Raw genomic sequence first — 12802 nt, forward strand, 5'->3', positions numbered from 1 at the left:
ACCCCCGCCGCCGGCCCGCCGCCTGCCTGCCTGCCTGCCTGCCGAACGCCTCATGAACGGAGTGACCATGGACGCGCTCTCCCGCCGAACCCTGCTGGCCGCCGGAGCGGCCACCGCCGCCACCCTGACGGCGGGCTGCGGCAGCGACCGGGCCGGCGGGGGCGGGGAGCACACGGCCGGCAACGCCGTCCCGCTGGCCCCGACGCCCGGTGACCACAGTGCCACCCCGGCCCCGGTCCCGCAGAAGCCGCAGGCCGTGCTGATCGGCGACGGCTCCACCTCGGACACCGGCCCCCAGCCCCACCAGCCCGTCATCGAGCGGCTCCAGCCCGGCCAGCGGCCCCCGCAGTTCGTGGTGTTCTCCTGGGACGGCGCCGGCGAGCTCGACAACGGCCTGTTCAGCCGCTTCCGCCGGCTGGCCCAGGAGCACAACGCCTCGATGACCTTCTTCCTCAGCGGCCTCTACCTGCTGCCCGAGTCCAAGAAGGACCTGTACCGCCCGCCGCAGCACAAGGTCGGCGCCTCCGAGATCGGCTACCTGAGCGACCAGCACATCCACGACACCCTGGAGAACGTGCACGCCGCCTGGCTGGAGGGCCACGAGATCGGCACCCACTTCAACGGCCACTTCTGCGGCTCCACCGGCGTCGGCCAGTGGTCCCCGGAGGAGTGGGACAGCGAGATCCAGCAGGCGATGGACTTCGTGACGAACTGGCGCACCAACACCGGCTTCACCGACCTGCCGGCGCTGCCCTTCGACTACCGCAAGGAGCTGATCGGCAGCCGCACCCCCTGCCTGGAGGGCCAGCGCAACCTGCTGCCCACCGCGGTCAAGCGCGGCTGGCGCTACGACAGCAGCGGCAACGGCACCCAGGTGTGGCCGCAGAAGATCCAGGGCGGGGCGCTGTGGGACCTCCCGCTGCAGGCCATCCCCTTCCCCGGGCACACCTTCCAGGTGCTGTCGATGGACTACAACATCATGTACAACCAGTGCGGCCCCAACACCAAGGCGGACCCGGCGCTCTACCCGGGCTTCCAGACCCAGGCCCGGGACTCCTACCTGATGGGCTTCGACCGCACCTACAACAGCAACCGGGCGCCGTACATCATCGGCAACCACTTCGAGGAGTGGAACGGCGGCATCTACATGAACGCCGTCGAGGAAGCGCTCAAGTCGATCGCGAGCAAGCCGGAGGTCCGGCTGGTCTCCTTCCGCCAGCTGGTGGACTGGCTGGACGCCCAGGACCCGGCGGTGCTGCGCAAGCTGCGGAGCCTCGGCCCGGGCCAGTCCCCGGCCGGCGGCTGGGAGAACTTCCTCGGCACCCCGGCGGCGCCGCCGGTTCCCTCCCCCGCCGCCGGCTGACCGGGGGCCGTCAGGATCGGGCGCGGACCCGGCCGGAGAGCAGCGCCCCCAGCACCGCCACCGCGGACATCACCAGCAGGATCGCGGCGAAGGCGCCGGGCGAGCCCCCGGCCCCGGCGCCCTCGTGGGCGGCGGCCAGTGAGCCGCCGCCCAGCGCCGCGAACAGCACGCCCGCCAGGCCGGTCAGCAGCACGTTGCCCAGCGCGTCGCTCATCTGCAGCGCGGCCGAGTTCGCCCCCGCGTCCTCGGGCGCCGAGAGCCGCATCATCAGCACGCTGACGCTGGCGACCGTCAGCCCCATCCCGACGCCACCGACGCCCCAGGCCACCGACGCCGTCCAGGAGGGCACCGCCGGGATCAGCACCAGCGCGGCGCCCGCGATCGCCACCGCGGTCAGCACGAAGCCGCCCCGGATCATCGCCTCGCGGTAGCGCTCGGCCCCCGACCGCCCCTGCAGCCAGGAGCCCAGCGCCCAGGAGAGCCCGCCGCTGGTCAGGGTGAGCCCGGCCAGCGTCGGCGAGAAGCCGCGCTGGGTGGTCATCATCAGCGGGATGAAGGCCTCGGCGGCGAAGAACGCCCCCGCCGCCACCCCGCGCAGCAGGATCACGGTCGGCAGCCCGCGCCCGGCACGCAGGGTCCGCTCCGGCAGCAGCCCCAGGACGGCCGGCACCAGCAGCGCCGCCCCGGCGATCCCGGGGAGCAGCCCGACCAGGTCTCGCCGCTGGCCCGCGTACTGCAGCAGCCCGGCGCCGACTGCGGCCATCGCGGCCAGCAGGGTGCGGCGGCGGTCGAAGTCCGCACCGCGGAGCACCGGGTGCTCCCGCTCGGAGCGGGCCAGTGCCGGGCCCATCACCGCCAGTGGCAGCAGGATCAGCACCGGCACGGCCAGGAAGACCCAGCGCCAGCCGAGGTGCTGGGTGACGGCCCCGGAGACCAGCGGTCCGACGATCGAGGGCAGCACCCAGGCCGAGGAGAAGGCGGCGAACACCGACGGCCGCAGCCGCTCCGGGTAGGCCCGGCCGACCACCACGTACAGCGCGACGATCACCAGCCCGCCGCCCAGGCCCTGGATCGCCCGCCCGGCCACGAACACCCACATGCCGGGTGCCGTCCCGGCCACCACCAGGCCCGCGCTGAACACCGCGATGCCGGTGAACAGCGGCCGCAGCGGGCCGCGCCGGTCGCACCACTGGCCGGAGACGACCAGGGCGAACAGCGTGGTGGTGAAGTAGCCGGAGAAGGCGAAGGCGTACAGCCCGAGGCCGTTCAGCTGGCGGGCCGCGGTCGGCATCGCGGTGTTGACGGCGGTCGCCTCGAAGGCGATCACCAGGACCACCGACACGATCCCCAGCGTCAGCGCGCGGTAGCGGCCGCTGAGGACCCCGCCGCCGGGGTCGGTTCCGGTGGGTATCGGGGTCGAGTCGACCGAGGTGGGGGAGGCAGTGGTCATACGTAACATCGTAAGGGCCGTCTGCTTCGATGGCCCCTGACTCGGGTCGGTGACCGGATCGGTCCGCAGGCCTAGGACCGGTGGCCCCGATGGGTCAGTGCAGCACCTTGAGCCCGAGCCAAGCCATGGCGTCCGGGGTGGCGGGAAAACAGCCACCGCCTCCGACGGCAGCGCGCATTGCCATACAGAATTTACAGGAGTTCATTGACCCCATTCGGGCGATCGGCCATCCTGAATTCACTGGCCGTGTGCCCGAGTGGCTCAGGGAACCGTCTGCAAAGCGGTGTACGCGGGTTCAATTCCCGCCACGGCCTCGAAAAAGGAATTGCCGGTCGACTCAGACGTCGACCGGCAATTCCGCATTCGCTGTTCCCGATCCGAATACGCGGATCCGGATTCTCCGCTCAGGCCGTGACGGCGTCCTCCGGGCGGATCGGCAGCCGGCCGACCGGCAGGCCGGTGGCGGCCCGGACGGCGGCGGCGACGGCCGAGGGGGCGACCACCGCAGGCACCGCGCTGACCGCCTTGGCACCGAAGGTGGCGACCACGTCCCGCTCCTCCAGCAGCGCGGCGATCCGCACCTCCGGGGTGTCCAGCGAGGTGGGCAGCCGGTAGCCGGTGAGCGAGGGGTTGCCCAGCAGCCCACCGGTGGTCTGCAGGTCCTCCATCAGCGCCAGGCCCACGCCCTGGGCCACGCCCGCCTCGATCCGGTCCTCGATCTGGCGCGGGTTCAGCGCCCGCCCGACGTCCTGGGCGACGGTCATCTCGACCACCCGGACGGCCCCCAGCTCGATGTCCACGTCCACCACCGCGCGCATCGCGCAGAAGGAGATGGAGACGAAGGCGTCGCCGTGCCCGGACTCGTCCAGCGGCTCGGTCGGGTGCGGGCGGCACTGGGCGGTGGCCCAGAGCTCCTTGCCCTCCAGTGCCTCGGCGACCGGCATGCCGAGCACCCCGTCGTAGGAGGTGATCTTGCCGTCGGCGATCTGCAGCAGCTCCACCGACATCCCGAAGTTGGCCGCGATCGGCTGCAGCAGCTGGTGGCGGACCATCAACGCGGCCCGCTCGACCGCCCCGCCGGAGACCCAGGTGTGCCGGCCCCGCGCGGAGGGCCCGGCGATCGACTGGTCGCTGTCGGCCGGCGCGATGTAGACCTCGCTGACGCCCAGCACGGTCTGCACGATCTGCCGGGCCAGCGTGGCGAAGCCCTGTCCGGCGTCGACGGCCGCGCAGATCACCGTGGCGTGGTCGCCGCTGACCCGCACGGTGGCGGTGGAGACCTCGTCCTCGCCCTCGGCGCCCAGCATGTGCACCATGCCGACGGCGTAGCCGATCCCGCGCCGCACCGCCGCCGGGTCCCCGGCGCCGCCGGGCCCGCCGGGCAGCAGCCACTCGGCGTCCGGGTCGTCCACCGGCAGGGCCGGCAGCGGCTCGGCGGCCACCGCGTCCAGCAGCGCCTTCACCGGCGCCGGGCAGGTGACGGCCTGTCCGGTGGGCAGCGGGTCACCGGTGGCCATCGCGTTGCGGCGGCGGATCTCCACCGGGTCGATGCCGACCCGGGCGGCCAGCTGGTCCAGCTGCGACTCGTACGCGAAGCAGGCCTGCAGCGCGCCCTCGCCGCGCATCCGCCCGGCCGGCGGGTTGTTGGTGCGCACCGCCCAGGCGTCCACGAACACGTTCGGGCAGACGTACGGGCCGACCGAGAAGGCCGTCGCGGCGGCCAGCGCCTCGGCCGAGACGTCCGCGTAGGCGCCGCCGTCCAGCAGGATCTGCGCCTCCACCTTCACCAGGTTGCCCTCGGCGTCGGCGTGGTGGCGGTAGCGCAGGAGCGCGGGGTGGCGCGAGGCGTGGGTGTGGAAGGACTCCTCGCGGGTGAGGGTCATCTTCACCGGGCGGCCGGTGCGCAGCGCCAGCAGCGCCAGGGTGACCTGGAAGGAGAGGTCCTCGCGGTCGGTGGTGGCGCCGGGCACGCCGGTGGCCACCAGTCGGACCCGGTCCGGCTCCAGGCCGAGGCAGGCGGCGGTGCGGTCGCGGTCGCCGTGCGGGTCGGTGGAGGACAGGTGCAGCTCCACCCCGCCGTCCGGGCGCGGCACGGCCAGCCCGGCCTCGGCGCCGAGCGGGGCCGGGTCCTGCCGGCCGACCTGGTAGAGGCCCTCGACGACGATCTCGCCGACCGCGTCCGGGTCGCCGGTGCGCAGCGGCAGGTGGCGGAACAGGTTGCCGTCCGGGTGCAGCGCCGGGGCGGTGAAGGACTGCTCGGGGTCGGTGACCGCCTCCAACGGCTCGTAGTCGACCGCGATCAGGCCGACCGCCAGCCGGGCGGTGTCCGGGTGGTCGGCGGCGACCGCGGCGACCGGCTCGCCGTGGTGGCGCACCACGCCGGCGGCCAGCACCGGCCGGTCGGCGACGATCGGGCCGGCCGGGGCGCCGTCCGGCAGGCCGTCCGGGCCGGGCGGCAGGTCGGCGGCGGTGACCACGGCGTGCACCCCGGGCAGGGCGAGCGCGGCCGAGGTGTCGATGCCGCGGATCCGGGCGTGCGGGTGCGGCGAGCGCAGCACCGCGCCCCACAGCAGCCCCTCGGCCCACAGGTCGGCGGCGTACGGGTAGATGCCGAGTGCCTTGGGCAGCGCGTCGCTGCGCAGCGGGGAGCTGCCCAGGCCGAAGGGCTCCGGTGCGGCGCCGCCCTCGCCGCCGTCCTGCTGGAGTGCTGCGCCGATGTCGGTAGGCGACGTCATGATGCGTGGTCGTCCTCGGGGAGCCGGATGCCGTGGGCGGGGGTGGCGCCATAGGGGACGCCGGTGGTCGGGACGCCGGCCGGAGCACCGCCCTCGGCCGGGGCACCGTGCGGGTCCGCGTACGGGGTGCCGTGCGGGGGCGTGCCGTCGTGGACGGCGCCGGGCAGCGGGGTGCCGTGCGCGGGGGTGGGCTCGTAGACCGGGGCGTCGTAGCCGGTGTCGTAGCCGTTCTGCTGCTGGTGGCCGTCCGGGTAGCCGGCCGGCACGTAGGTGCCGTGCGCGGGGGTGGCCTGGTACGGCTGCTCGGGGTAGCCCTGCGGCGGGTAGTACACCTGGTCGTCGGCGGCCTGGGCGGGGATGCCGGGCTGCATCGCCGTCAGGGCGGAGGTGTCGTACACGCCGGTGTCGTAGCCGCCGTCGCCGTACGGCTGTTCGGCCTGCGCCTGCACCTGGCTCTGGGCCTGGGCCTGGGTCTGGGCCTGCTCGGGTACGGCGGCGGGTTCGGCGGGCGGCTGCGGGACGTGCTCGATCCAGGCCTCGGCGTCGGCGTAGACCGGCGGCTCGACGGCCGGCTCCGGCTCGACGGCGGCGGGCTGCTCGGCGGGCGAGGCCGGAGCGCCCGGCGTCCCGGCCTCGGCTGCCGGTTCGGCGGCGGCCTCCTCGGCCTCCAGCGCGCGGGCGTCCGCGACGGTCTGGACGGCGGCCAGCACGCCGCGGTAGCCGGTGCAGCGGCAGAGGTTGCCGCACAGCGCCTGCCGGGCCTCGACCTCGGTGGGCCGGTGGTTGCGCTGGAGCAGGTCGTGCAGGGCCATCGCCATGCCGGGGGTGCAGTAGCCGCACTGCACGGCGCCGGAGGCGGCCAGCGCCTGCTGGACGTCGCTCGCGCCGCCGCCGGCCGACAGGCCCTCGACGGTGTTGATCTCACTGTCGGCGGCCAGTGCGGCGGGCACCAGGCAGCCGGCCACCAGCTGGCCGTCCACCTGCACCGAGCAGGCCCCGCACTCGCCCTGCTCGCAGCCGTCCTTGGCGCCGGCCAGGCCGAGCCGCTCGCGCAGCACGTAGAGCAGGCTCTCGCCGATCCAGGCGTCGGTGACGGGCCGTTCGAAACCGTTGACCCGCAGCGTGTAGGAGGCGCACGGGCGCAGCTCCCGGCTGACCTGCGGGGTGAGGCCGAGCGGATCGGCGTCGAGGGTCTCGATGGGGTCTGTGGTCACTTCAGCGCCCTTCCCAGTGCCCGTCGGGCCAGCACCGATACGGTACGCCGCAGCCGAACGGCGGCCGCGGTCGGCCCCTCGGTCACGGCCTCCCAGGCGCCCTCGGCGCCGTAGTTGTCGGGGACGCAGGCGGCGGCCACGTACTCGCCGAAGGCGGCGCCCGCGGCCGGGTCGATCTCCCGGCTGCCGTCCCAGTCGATGCAGCCGGCCACCCAGGCCTCGGCCTCCAGCGGGCGCAGCGGCACGGGGGCGACGGCGCCGACGGCGCAGCGCACGGCGCGCCGGGCCGGGTCGAGGACGAGTGCGACGGAGGCGGTGGCGCGGGCCGGGCCGCTGCGGCCGGTGGCCTTGAGGAAGACCTGCGGCGCGTGCAGCAGCGGGACCCGCACCCAGGTGAGCAGTTCGCCGGGGCGCACCGGGTCGAGGCCGGTGAGCAGGTGGCTGACCGGCACCTCGCGGCTGGCGCCGGCCCGGGCGAGGGTGACGGTGGCCTCCAGGGCGGCGAGCACCGGGAGGGTGTCGCCGGCCGGGGCGGCGGTGACGATGTTGCCGCCGAGGGTGCCGACGTTGCGGACCTGCGGCGGGCCGGCGGTGCGGGCGGCGTCGGCGAGGGCCGGGATGAGCGCGGCGAAGTCGGGGCGGTCCATCCGGGCGTGGGTGAGTCCGGCGCCGAGCACGGCGGTGCCGCCGTCCTCATAGCGCCAGCCGCGCAGTTCGGTGATCCGGCCGAGGCCGACCAGGGCGGCGGGGCGCAGCCGTCCGGCGTTGACGGCCTCCATGAGGTCGGTGGCTCCGGCCACCGGTACCGCGGCCGGGGCGGCGGCCAGCGCGTCCACGGCCTCGTCGAGCGAGGCCGGCAGCATGATCGTCCGGTTCACCTGGGTCCCACCGTGCTCCACTTGCTCATCGATCGCCTGCCGCCCGCGGCCGCGGCCGCACCGTCCGCGTCAGCTGCCCGGCCTGGCCGTAGGGTACGGGCGATCGGGCCGGGTTGGGCAACTCTGGCACACAATGCTCGATGATCATTTCGGGACCGGTGAACGGGACTGCCCGATTGGGACGGATACCGGGCGGTATCTACCCCGACCCTGACCGGGCCGGGGCAGATGTTCATCTCTTCTTGACGTCAGATGACCGTCCACAAGTTCCCGATGGACACATCAGCGCACCGGAGCACCGGCTCAGCGCACCGGCGGCGGACCCTCGATCGGCCGCCCCGCCACCCCGGGCCGGCGCTGCCACGGATGCGGGCCGTCCACCGGGCGGTACTCGACGCCCAGCGCGTCCAGCACCTCCAGATGGGCGCGCAGCCGCCGCTCGAAGCCCGGGTAGTCGCGCTCGGCCGGCTCGGCGGGCAGCTCGGACCAGGCGACCTCGGCGAAGGCGACCAGCCGGGGGAAGGCCCGGTAGTCGACGTCCCGGGCGCTGTCCGCGAACTCGCTCCACAGGTTGGCCTGGGTGCCGATGACGTGCCGGGCGGCGGCCTCGTCCAGCTGCGCCGGGACCGGTTCGAAGCGGTAGACGTCCTCCAGCGTGCGCACGAAACCGATCGGGATCGGCTCGTCCGGCCCGTCCGCCTGCCGGTGGTCGAAGTAGACGTGCTGCTCGGGGCACATCACCACGTCGTGCCCGGCCCGTGCGGCCGCGATCCCCCCGCCGAAGCCGCGCCAGGAGGAGACCGCCGCACGTGACCGCCCCCACGCCTCCGGGCGCTCGATACCCGACGCCGACACTCCTCCCTCCGGCGCTCCCTCCTCCGTCGGTCGCTCGTCGCTCGTCGCTTTCGGCGTCGGCGCGCCCTTTGGCGTGGTGGCAATGGCGAGGCCCCCCTCCAGGATCTCGTCCCAGCCGATCAGCCGGCGGCCGCGCCCGGCCAGCCAGCGGTCGAAGTGCCGGATGAGGTGGCTCTGCAGTTCGTCCTCGTTGGCCAGGCCCAGCTCACGGATCCTGGCCTGGGCGGCGGCGCTGTCCTTCCACTGCTCCTTGGGGCACTCGTCGCCGCCGAGGTGGATGAACTCGGACGGGAACAGCTCCAGGACCTCCTCCAGCACCCCCTCGAAGAAGCGCAGGGTCTCCTCGGAGGCGTTGAGCACGTGGTGGCTCACCCCCCAGTCCGTCCAGACGCCGAGCGCGGCGGTGTCCACCACGTCGGTGTTGCCCAGCTCGGGGTAGGCGGCGACGGCGGCCTGGGTGTGGCCGGGCAGGTCGATCTCCGGGACGACGGTGATCCCGCGCGCGGCGGCGTAGGCGACGATCTCGCGCAGGTCGTCCTGGGTGTAGTAGCCGCCGTGCGGGCGGTCGTCCCGACGCTGCCCGGACCGGTAGCCGACCATCGAGCGCTCCCGCCAGGCGCCGCGCCCGGTCAGCCTCGGGTAGCGCTTGATCTCCACCCGCCAGCCCTGGTCGTCGGTCAGGTGCAGGTGCAGCACGTTGAGCTTGTGCGCGGCCAGCAGGTCGACGAAGCGCAGCACGTCGGACTTGGGCAGGAAGTGCCGGGCGACGTCCAGCAGCGCGCCGCGCCAGCCGAACCGGGGCGCGTCCGCGATGTCCGCGCCGGGCAGCACCCAGCCCTCCCGGCGCAGCGGGGAGCGGCGGTACGCGTCCGGCCCCAGCAGCTGCCGCAGGGTCTGCGCGGCCCACAGCGCACCGGCCGGGCCGCCCGCGGCGAGCAGGGCATGGCCGGGGCGCACCGTGATCCGGTACGCCTCGGCGGCCAGGGTGTCGTCCAGGACCAGTTCGATGCCCGTGCCCGGTCGGCCCGGACCGAACGGGAGCCCGGTGGCCGCGGACAGCGTGCCGCGCAGCCACCGCTCGGCGTCGGCCAGGCCGGGCGGCGCGGTCAGCGTGGTGGCGGCGTCGAGCGGGAAGTCCTCGTCCGGGCGCCGGACGGCACTCGAAGGTGCGGGAATGAGGTCCATTCCGACATCCTGCCCAGGCCCGCCACGATTGGCATAGACCACTTCGGAATCGCGGTGCTATGCAAAACGGCGTCCCGCGGACGGCTACTGCTTGTCGCCGTCGCCGCCCTGCGGCTTGCCGATGCCGTCGTAGATCTCCTTGCACATCGGGCAGACCGGGTACTTCTTCGGGTCGCGCCCGGGCACCCACACCTTGCCGCACAGCGCCACGACCGGGGACCCGGAGAGCGCGCTCTCCATGATCTTGTCCTTCTGGACGTAGTGCGCGAAGCGCTCGTGGTCGCCGTCCCCGTGGGACACCTGCGGGACGGGCTCGACCAGGGTGCCGGTGCCGAGGCCGCGCTCGGGCTCAAGAGTGCTCATAGGTGCCAAGTCTATGGGCGCCCCCGGAAACCGGGCCAGTGTCACGCCGCGCCCGGGCCCGTGGGGCGGCCGCTCAGTTCATCGTCGGGTCGTCCGGGTAGGTCGCCAGCAGGGCCAGCGGGCCGCGCTGGCGGCGCAGCACCGAGCGCCACAGCCGCTCCGGCTCGGGGCTGGAGACGTCCCCGGGCTCGCAGTCCACCAGGTACCAGGCGCCGCTCTCCAGCTCCGCCTCCAGCTGGCCCGGCGACCAGCCGGCGTACCCGGCGAAGATCCGCAGGCTCCCCAGCTCCCCGGCCAGCACCTCGGGCGGCGCCTCCAGGTCCACCAGGCCGATCGCGCCGTGCACCCGCCGCCAGCCGAGCGGCTCGCCGCTGCCCGGCTCCCCCGGGGCGACCGCCAGGCCGAGCGCCGAGTCCAGCGCCACCGGCCCGCCCTGGAAGACCACCGCGGGCTGCCCGACGAGTCTGCCCCAGCCGTCCAGCACACTGGCCACCTCGATCGGCGTCGGCCGGTTGAGCACGACGCCGAGCGCCCCCTCGGCGTCGTGGTCGAGGAGCAGTACCACCGCCCGGGCGAAGTTCGGGTCGGTGAGCACGGGCGTCGCGACGAGCAGACGGCCGGTGTGGGACCGGCCTCCGTGCGAATGGGCCGCCGTCATGCCACACATGATCCCGCAGAACGGCACCGGTCGGACACCGCAACACTCGAAACCCCGCCACGCCGGACGAACACCCGTACGGCCGAACCGGCGGGCCGGAGCGGGGCCGGAGAGAGCACCATCACGGGAGAGGCTCACGGGAACCATCGGGACGCCCACTACCATCTACGGATGGTGGACGCCCCTCTACGGTGCCGACTCGGATTCTCCGGGGGCCCGAACGCGCCCGTACGCCCGTACCACCGGTCCACCAGCGGCTCCGCACCGGAGCCGTTCCCATTCCTCTGGCACCCCGGATTGCGAGAACGATGACCGACGACGTCCTGCTGGTCCACGGCGGAAACCCGCTCGAAGGCGAGATCCGCGTCCGCGGAGCGAAGAACCTGGTCCCCAAGGCCATGGTCGCCGCCCTCCTCGGCCAGGGCCCCAGCAGACTGCGCAACGTCCCGGACATCCGCGACGTCAAGGTGGTCCGCGGCCTGCTGCAGCTGCACGGCGTGACCGTGCGCACCGGTGACGAGGACGGCGAGCTGATCCTCGACCCCTCGCACGTCGAGAGCGCCAATGTCGCCGACATCGACGCCCACGCCGGCTCCTCGCGGATCCCGATCCTGTTCTGCGGCCCGCTGCTGCACCGCCTCGGCCACGCCTTCATCCCGGGCCTGGGCGGCTGCGACATCGGCGGCCGGCCCGTCGACTTCCACTTCGAGGTGCTGCGCCAGTTCGGCGCCACCATCGAGAAGCACCCGCAGGGCACCTACCTGGTCGCCCCGCAGCGGCTGCGCGGCACCAAGATCGAGCTGCCCTACCCCTCGGTCGGCGCGACCGAGCAGGTGCTGCTGACCGCCGTCCTCGCCGAGGGCGTCACCGAGCTGCGCAACGCGGCCATCGAGCCGGAGATCGTCGACCTGATCTGCGTGCTGCAGAAGATGGGCGCGATCATCACCCTGGGCACCGACCGCACCATCCTGATCACCGGTGTGGACGAGCTGGGCGGCTACACCCACCGCGCCCTGCCGGACCGCCTGGAGGCCGCCTCCTGGGCCTGCGCGGCGCTCGCCACCAAGGGCGACATCTACGTCCGCGGCGCCCGCCAGCTGGAGATGATGACCTTCCTCAACACCTTCCGGAAGGTCGGCGGCGCCTTCGAGGTGGACGACGAGGGCATCCGCTTCTGGCACCCGGGCGGCGAGCTCAAGGCGATCGCCCTGGAGACCGACGTGCACCCGGGCTTCCAGACCGACTGGCAGCAGCCGCTGGTGGTCGCGCTGACCCAGGCCACCGGGCTGTCCATCGTGCACGAGACGGTGTACGAGTCCCGCCTGGGCTTCACCGGCGCGCTGAACCAGATGGGCGCGCACATCCAGCTCTACCGCGAGTGCCTGGGCGGCACCCCGTGCCGCTTCGGCGCGCGCAACTTCCTGCACTCCGCGGTCGTCTCCGGCCCGTCCAAGCTGATCGGCGCCGAGCTGGTCATCCCGGACCTGCGCGGCGGCTTCTCGTACCTGATCGCGGCGCTGGCGGCCGAGGGCACCTCGACCGTGCACGGCATCGACCTGATCAACCGCGGCTACGAGAACTTCATGGAGAAGCTGCGGGACCTCGGCGCCCACGTCGAGCTGCCGAGCGAGCAGCTGGTCGACGCGTAACGGCCGGCGAACGCCCGAGAGGCCGGGCTCCCCGCGGGGAGCCCGGCCTCTCGGGCGTTCAAGGGGTGCTTCAGGCGGAGGCGCCCTTGGCGGCTTCCTTCAGCTTGGAGCCGGCGCTCACCTTGGCGCTGTAGCCGGCCGCGATCTGGATCGGCTCACCGGTCTGCGGGTTGCGGGCGGTGCGGGCAGCGCGGTGGGTGCGCTCGAAGGTCAGGAAACCGGGGATGGTGACCTTCTCGTCGCCCTTGGCGACGACCTCGCCGACGACCTCGGCGAAGGCAGCCAGAACGGCGTCGGCGTCCTTGCGGGTCACCTCGGCGCGCTCGGACAGCTCGGCCACCAGCTCACTGCGGTTCATGTGTACTCCTGTGGTCTGTTCGCTTGCGGTGTACGGGGGCCCATCGGTGCTCCCACCGGGGGGCACCCGGATGGGCCGCAGGTCCGCACACTGT

The 12802-nt window shown here is 73.9% G+C and carries 10 protein-coding genes and 1 tRNA gene; 3 read left to right on the forward strand and 8 right to left on the reverse strand.

What is annotated here, in order from left to right; translation table 11 throughout:
- Positions 1 to 67: 67 nt before the first annotated feature.
- Complete coding sequence (locus tag ACIG5E_RS12000) at positions 68 to 1363, forward strand: hypothetical protein (protein ID WP_396533218.1); 1296 nt, start codon at positions 68 to 70, stop codon at positions 1361 to 1363.
- 10 nt (positions 1364 to 1373) lie between these two features.
- Here the strand turns inward: ACIG5E_RS12000 and ACIG5E_RS12005 are convergent, their stop codons facing one another.
- Positions 1374 to 2813: an MFS transporter gene (locus ACIG5E_RS12005; protein WP_396533219.1), complete on the reverse strand. Its 1440-nt coding sequence runs from the start codon at positions 2811 to 2813 to the stop codon at positions 1374 to 1376.
- A gap of 242 nt (positions 2814 to 3055) precedes the next feature.
- Between ACIG5E_RS12005 and ACIG5E_RS12010 the strand changes: the two genes are divergently transcribed.
- A tRNA-Cys gene (locus ACIG5E_RS12010) sits at positions 3056 to 3127 on the forward strand.
- Positions 3128 to 3217: 90 nt separating this feature from the next.
- On the opposite strand, the gene ACIG5E_RS12015 is transcribed toward ACIG5E_RS12010, so the two are convergent.
- The 6 genes from ACIG5E_RS12015 to ACIG5E_RS12040 form a co-directional block, all read right to left on the reverse strand.
- Positions 3218 to 5548 carry a xanthine dehydrogenase family protein molybdopterin-binding subunit gene (locus ACIG5E_RS12015; protein ID WP_396533220.1) on the reverse strand — a complete coding sequence of 777 codons (2331 nt, stop codon included), beginning with the start codon at positions 5546 to 5548 and terminating at the stop codon, positions 3218 to 3220.
- Positions 5545 to 6762, reverse strand: coding sequence for a 2Fe-2S iron-sulfur cluster-binding protein (locus tag ACIG5E_RS12020; RefSeq protein ID WP_396533221.1), 1218 nt, complete (start codon positions 6760 to 6762; stop codon positions 5545 to 5547). The genes ACIG5E_RS12015 and ACIG5E_RS12020 overlap by 4 nt, the downstream gene beginning before the upstream one ends.
- Entirely contained in the window at positions 6759 to 7625 is an 867-nt protein-coding gene (locus ACIG5E_RS12025) for a xanthine dehydrogenase family protein subunit M (protein ID WP_046385723.1), read from the reverse strand. Before ACIG5E_RS12025 ends, ACIG5E_RS12020 begins: the two co-directional genes overlap by 4 nt.
- 318 nt (positions 7626 to 7943) lie before the next feature.
- Positions 7944 to 9680, reverse strand: a complete 1737-nt coding sequence (locus ACIG5E_RS12030) for a beta-N-acetylhexosaminidase (protein WP_396533222.1) — start codon at positions 9678 to 9680, stop codon at positions 7944 to 7946.
- A gap of 84 nt (positions 9681 to 9764) precedes the next feature.
- Positions 9765 to 10043, reverse strand: a complete 279-nt coding sequence (locus tag ACIG5E_RS12035) for a DUF3039 domain-containing protein (protein WP_030283993.1) — start codon at positions 10041 to 10043, stop codon at positions 9765 to 9767.
- 73 nt (positions 10044 to 10116) lie between these two features.
- Entirely contained in the window at positions 10117 to 10710 is a 594-nt protein-coding gene (locus ACIG5E_RS12040; protein WP_396533223.1) for a YqgE/AlgH family protein, read from the reverse strand.
- 299 nt (positions 10711 to 11009) lie between these two features.
- On the opposite strand from ACIG5E_RS12040, the gene murA reads away from it, so the two are divergent.
- Positions 11010 to 12350, forward strand: coding sequence for a UDP-N-acetylglucosamine 1-carboxyvinyltransferase (gene murA, locus ACIG5E_RS12045; protein ID WP_030283988.1), 1341 nt, complete (start codon positions 11010 to 11012; stop codon positions 12348 to 12350).
- Between the two features lie 70 nt (positions 12351 to 12420).
- Here murA and ACIG5E_RS12050 read toward each other — a convergent pair whose 3' ends face one another.
- Entirely contained in the window at positions 12421 to 12708 is a 288-nt protein-coding gene (locus tag ACIG5E_RS12050; protein WP_396533224.1) for an HU family DNA-binding protein, read from the reverse strand.
- Positions 12709 to 12802 lie beyond the last annotated feature (94 nt).

The sequence above is a fragment of the Kitasatospora sp. NPDC053057 genome (assembly GCF_044546945.1).
GTDB lineage: Bacteria > Actinomycetota > Actinomycetes > Streptomycetales > Streptomycetaceae > Kitasatospora.

What these genes read in the sequence shown, in the direction of transcription:
- ACIG5E_RS12000 (WP_396533218.1), top strand. Translation starts at nt 68, where the DNA reads ATGGACGCGCTCTCCCGCCGAACCCTGCTGGCCGCCGGAGCGGCCACC.
- ACIG5E_RS12015 (WP_396533220.1), bottom strand. Translation starts at nt 5,548, where the DNA reads ATGACGTCGCCTACCGACATCGGCGCAGCACTCCAGCAGGACGGCGGC.
- ACIG5E_RS12035 (WP_030283993.1), bottom strand. Translation starts at nt 10,043, where the DNA reads ATGAGCACTCTTGAGCCCGAGCGCGGCCTCGGCACCGGCACCCTGGTC.
- murA (WP_030283988.1), top strand. Translation starts at nt 11,010, where the DNA reads ATGACCGACGACGTCCTGCTGGTCCACGGCGGAAACCCGCTCGAAGGC.
- ACIG5E_RS12050 (WP_396533224.1), bottom strand. Translation starts at nt 12,708, where the DNA reads ATGAACCGCAGTGAGCTGGTGGCCGAGCTGTCCGAGCGCGCCGAGGTG.
- ACIG5E_RS12025 (WP_046385723.1), bottom strand. Translation starts at nt 7,625, where the DNA reads ATGCTGCCGGCCTCGCTCGACGAGGCCGTGGACGCGCTGGCCGCCGCC.
- ACIG5E_RS12040 (WP_396533223.1), bottom strand. Translation starts at nt 10,710, where the DNA reads ATGTGTGGCATGACGGCGGCCCATTCGCACGGAGGCCGGTCCCACACC.
- ACIG5E_RS12030 (WP_396533222.1), bottom strand. Translation starts at nt 9,680, where the DNA reads ATGGACCTCATTCCCGCACCTTCGAGTGCCGTCCGGCGCCCGGACGAG.
- ACIG5E_RS12005 (WP_396533219.1), bottom strand. Translation starts at nt 2,813, where the DNA reads ATGACCACTGCCTCCCCCACCTCGGTCGACTCGACCCCGATACCCACC.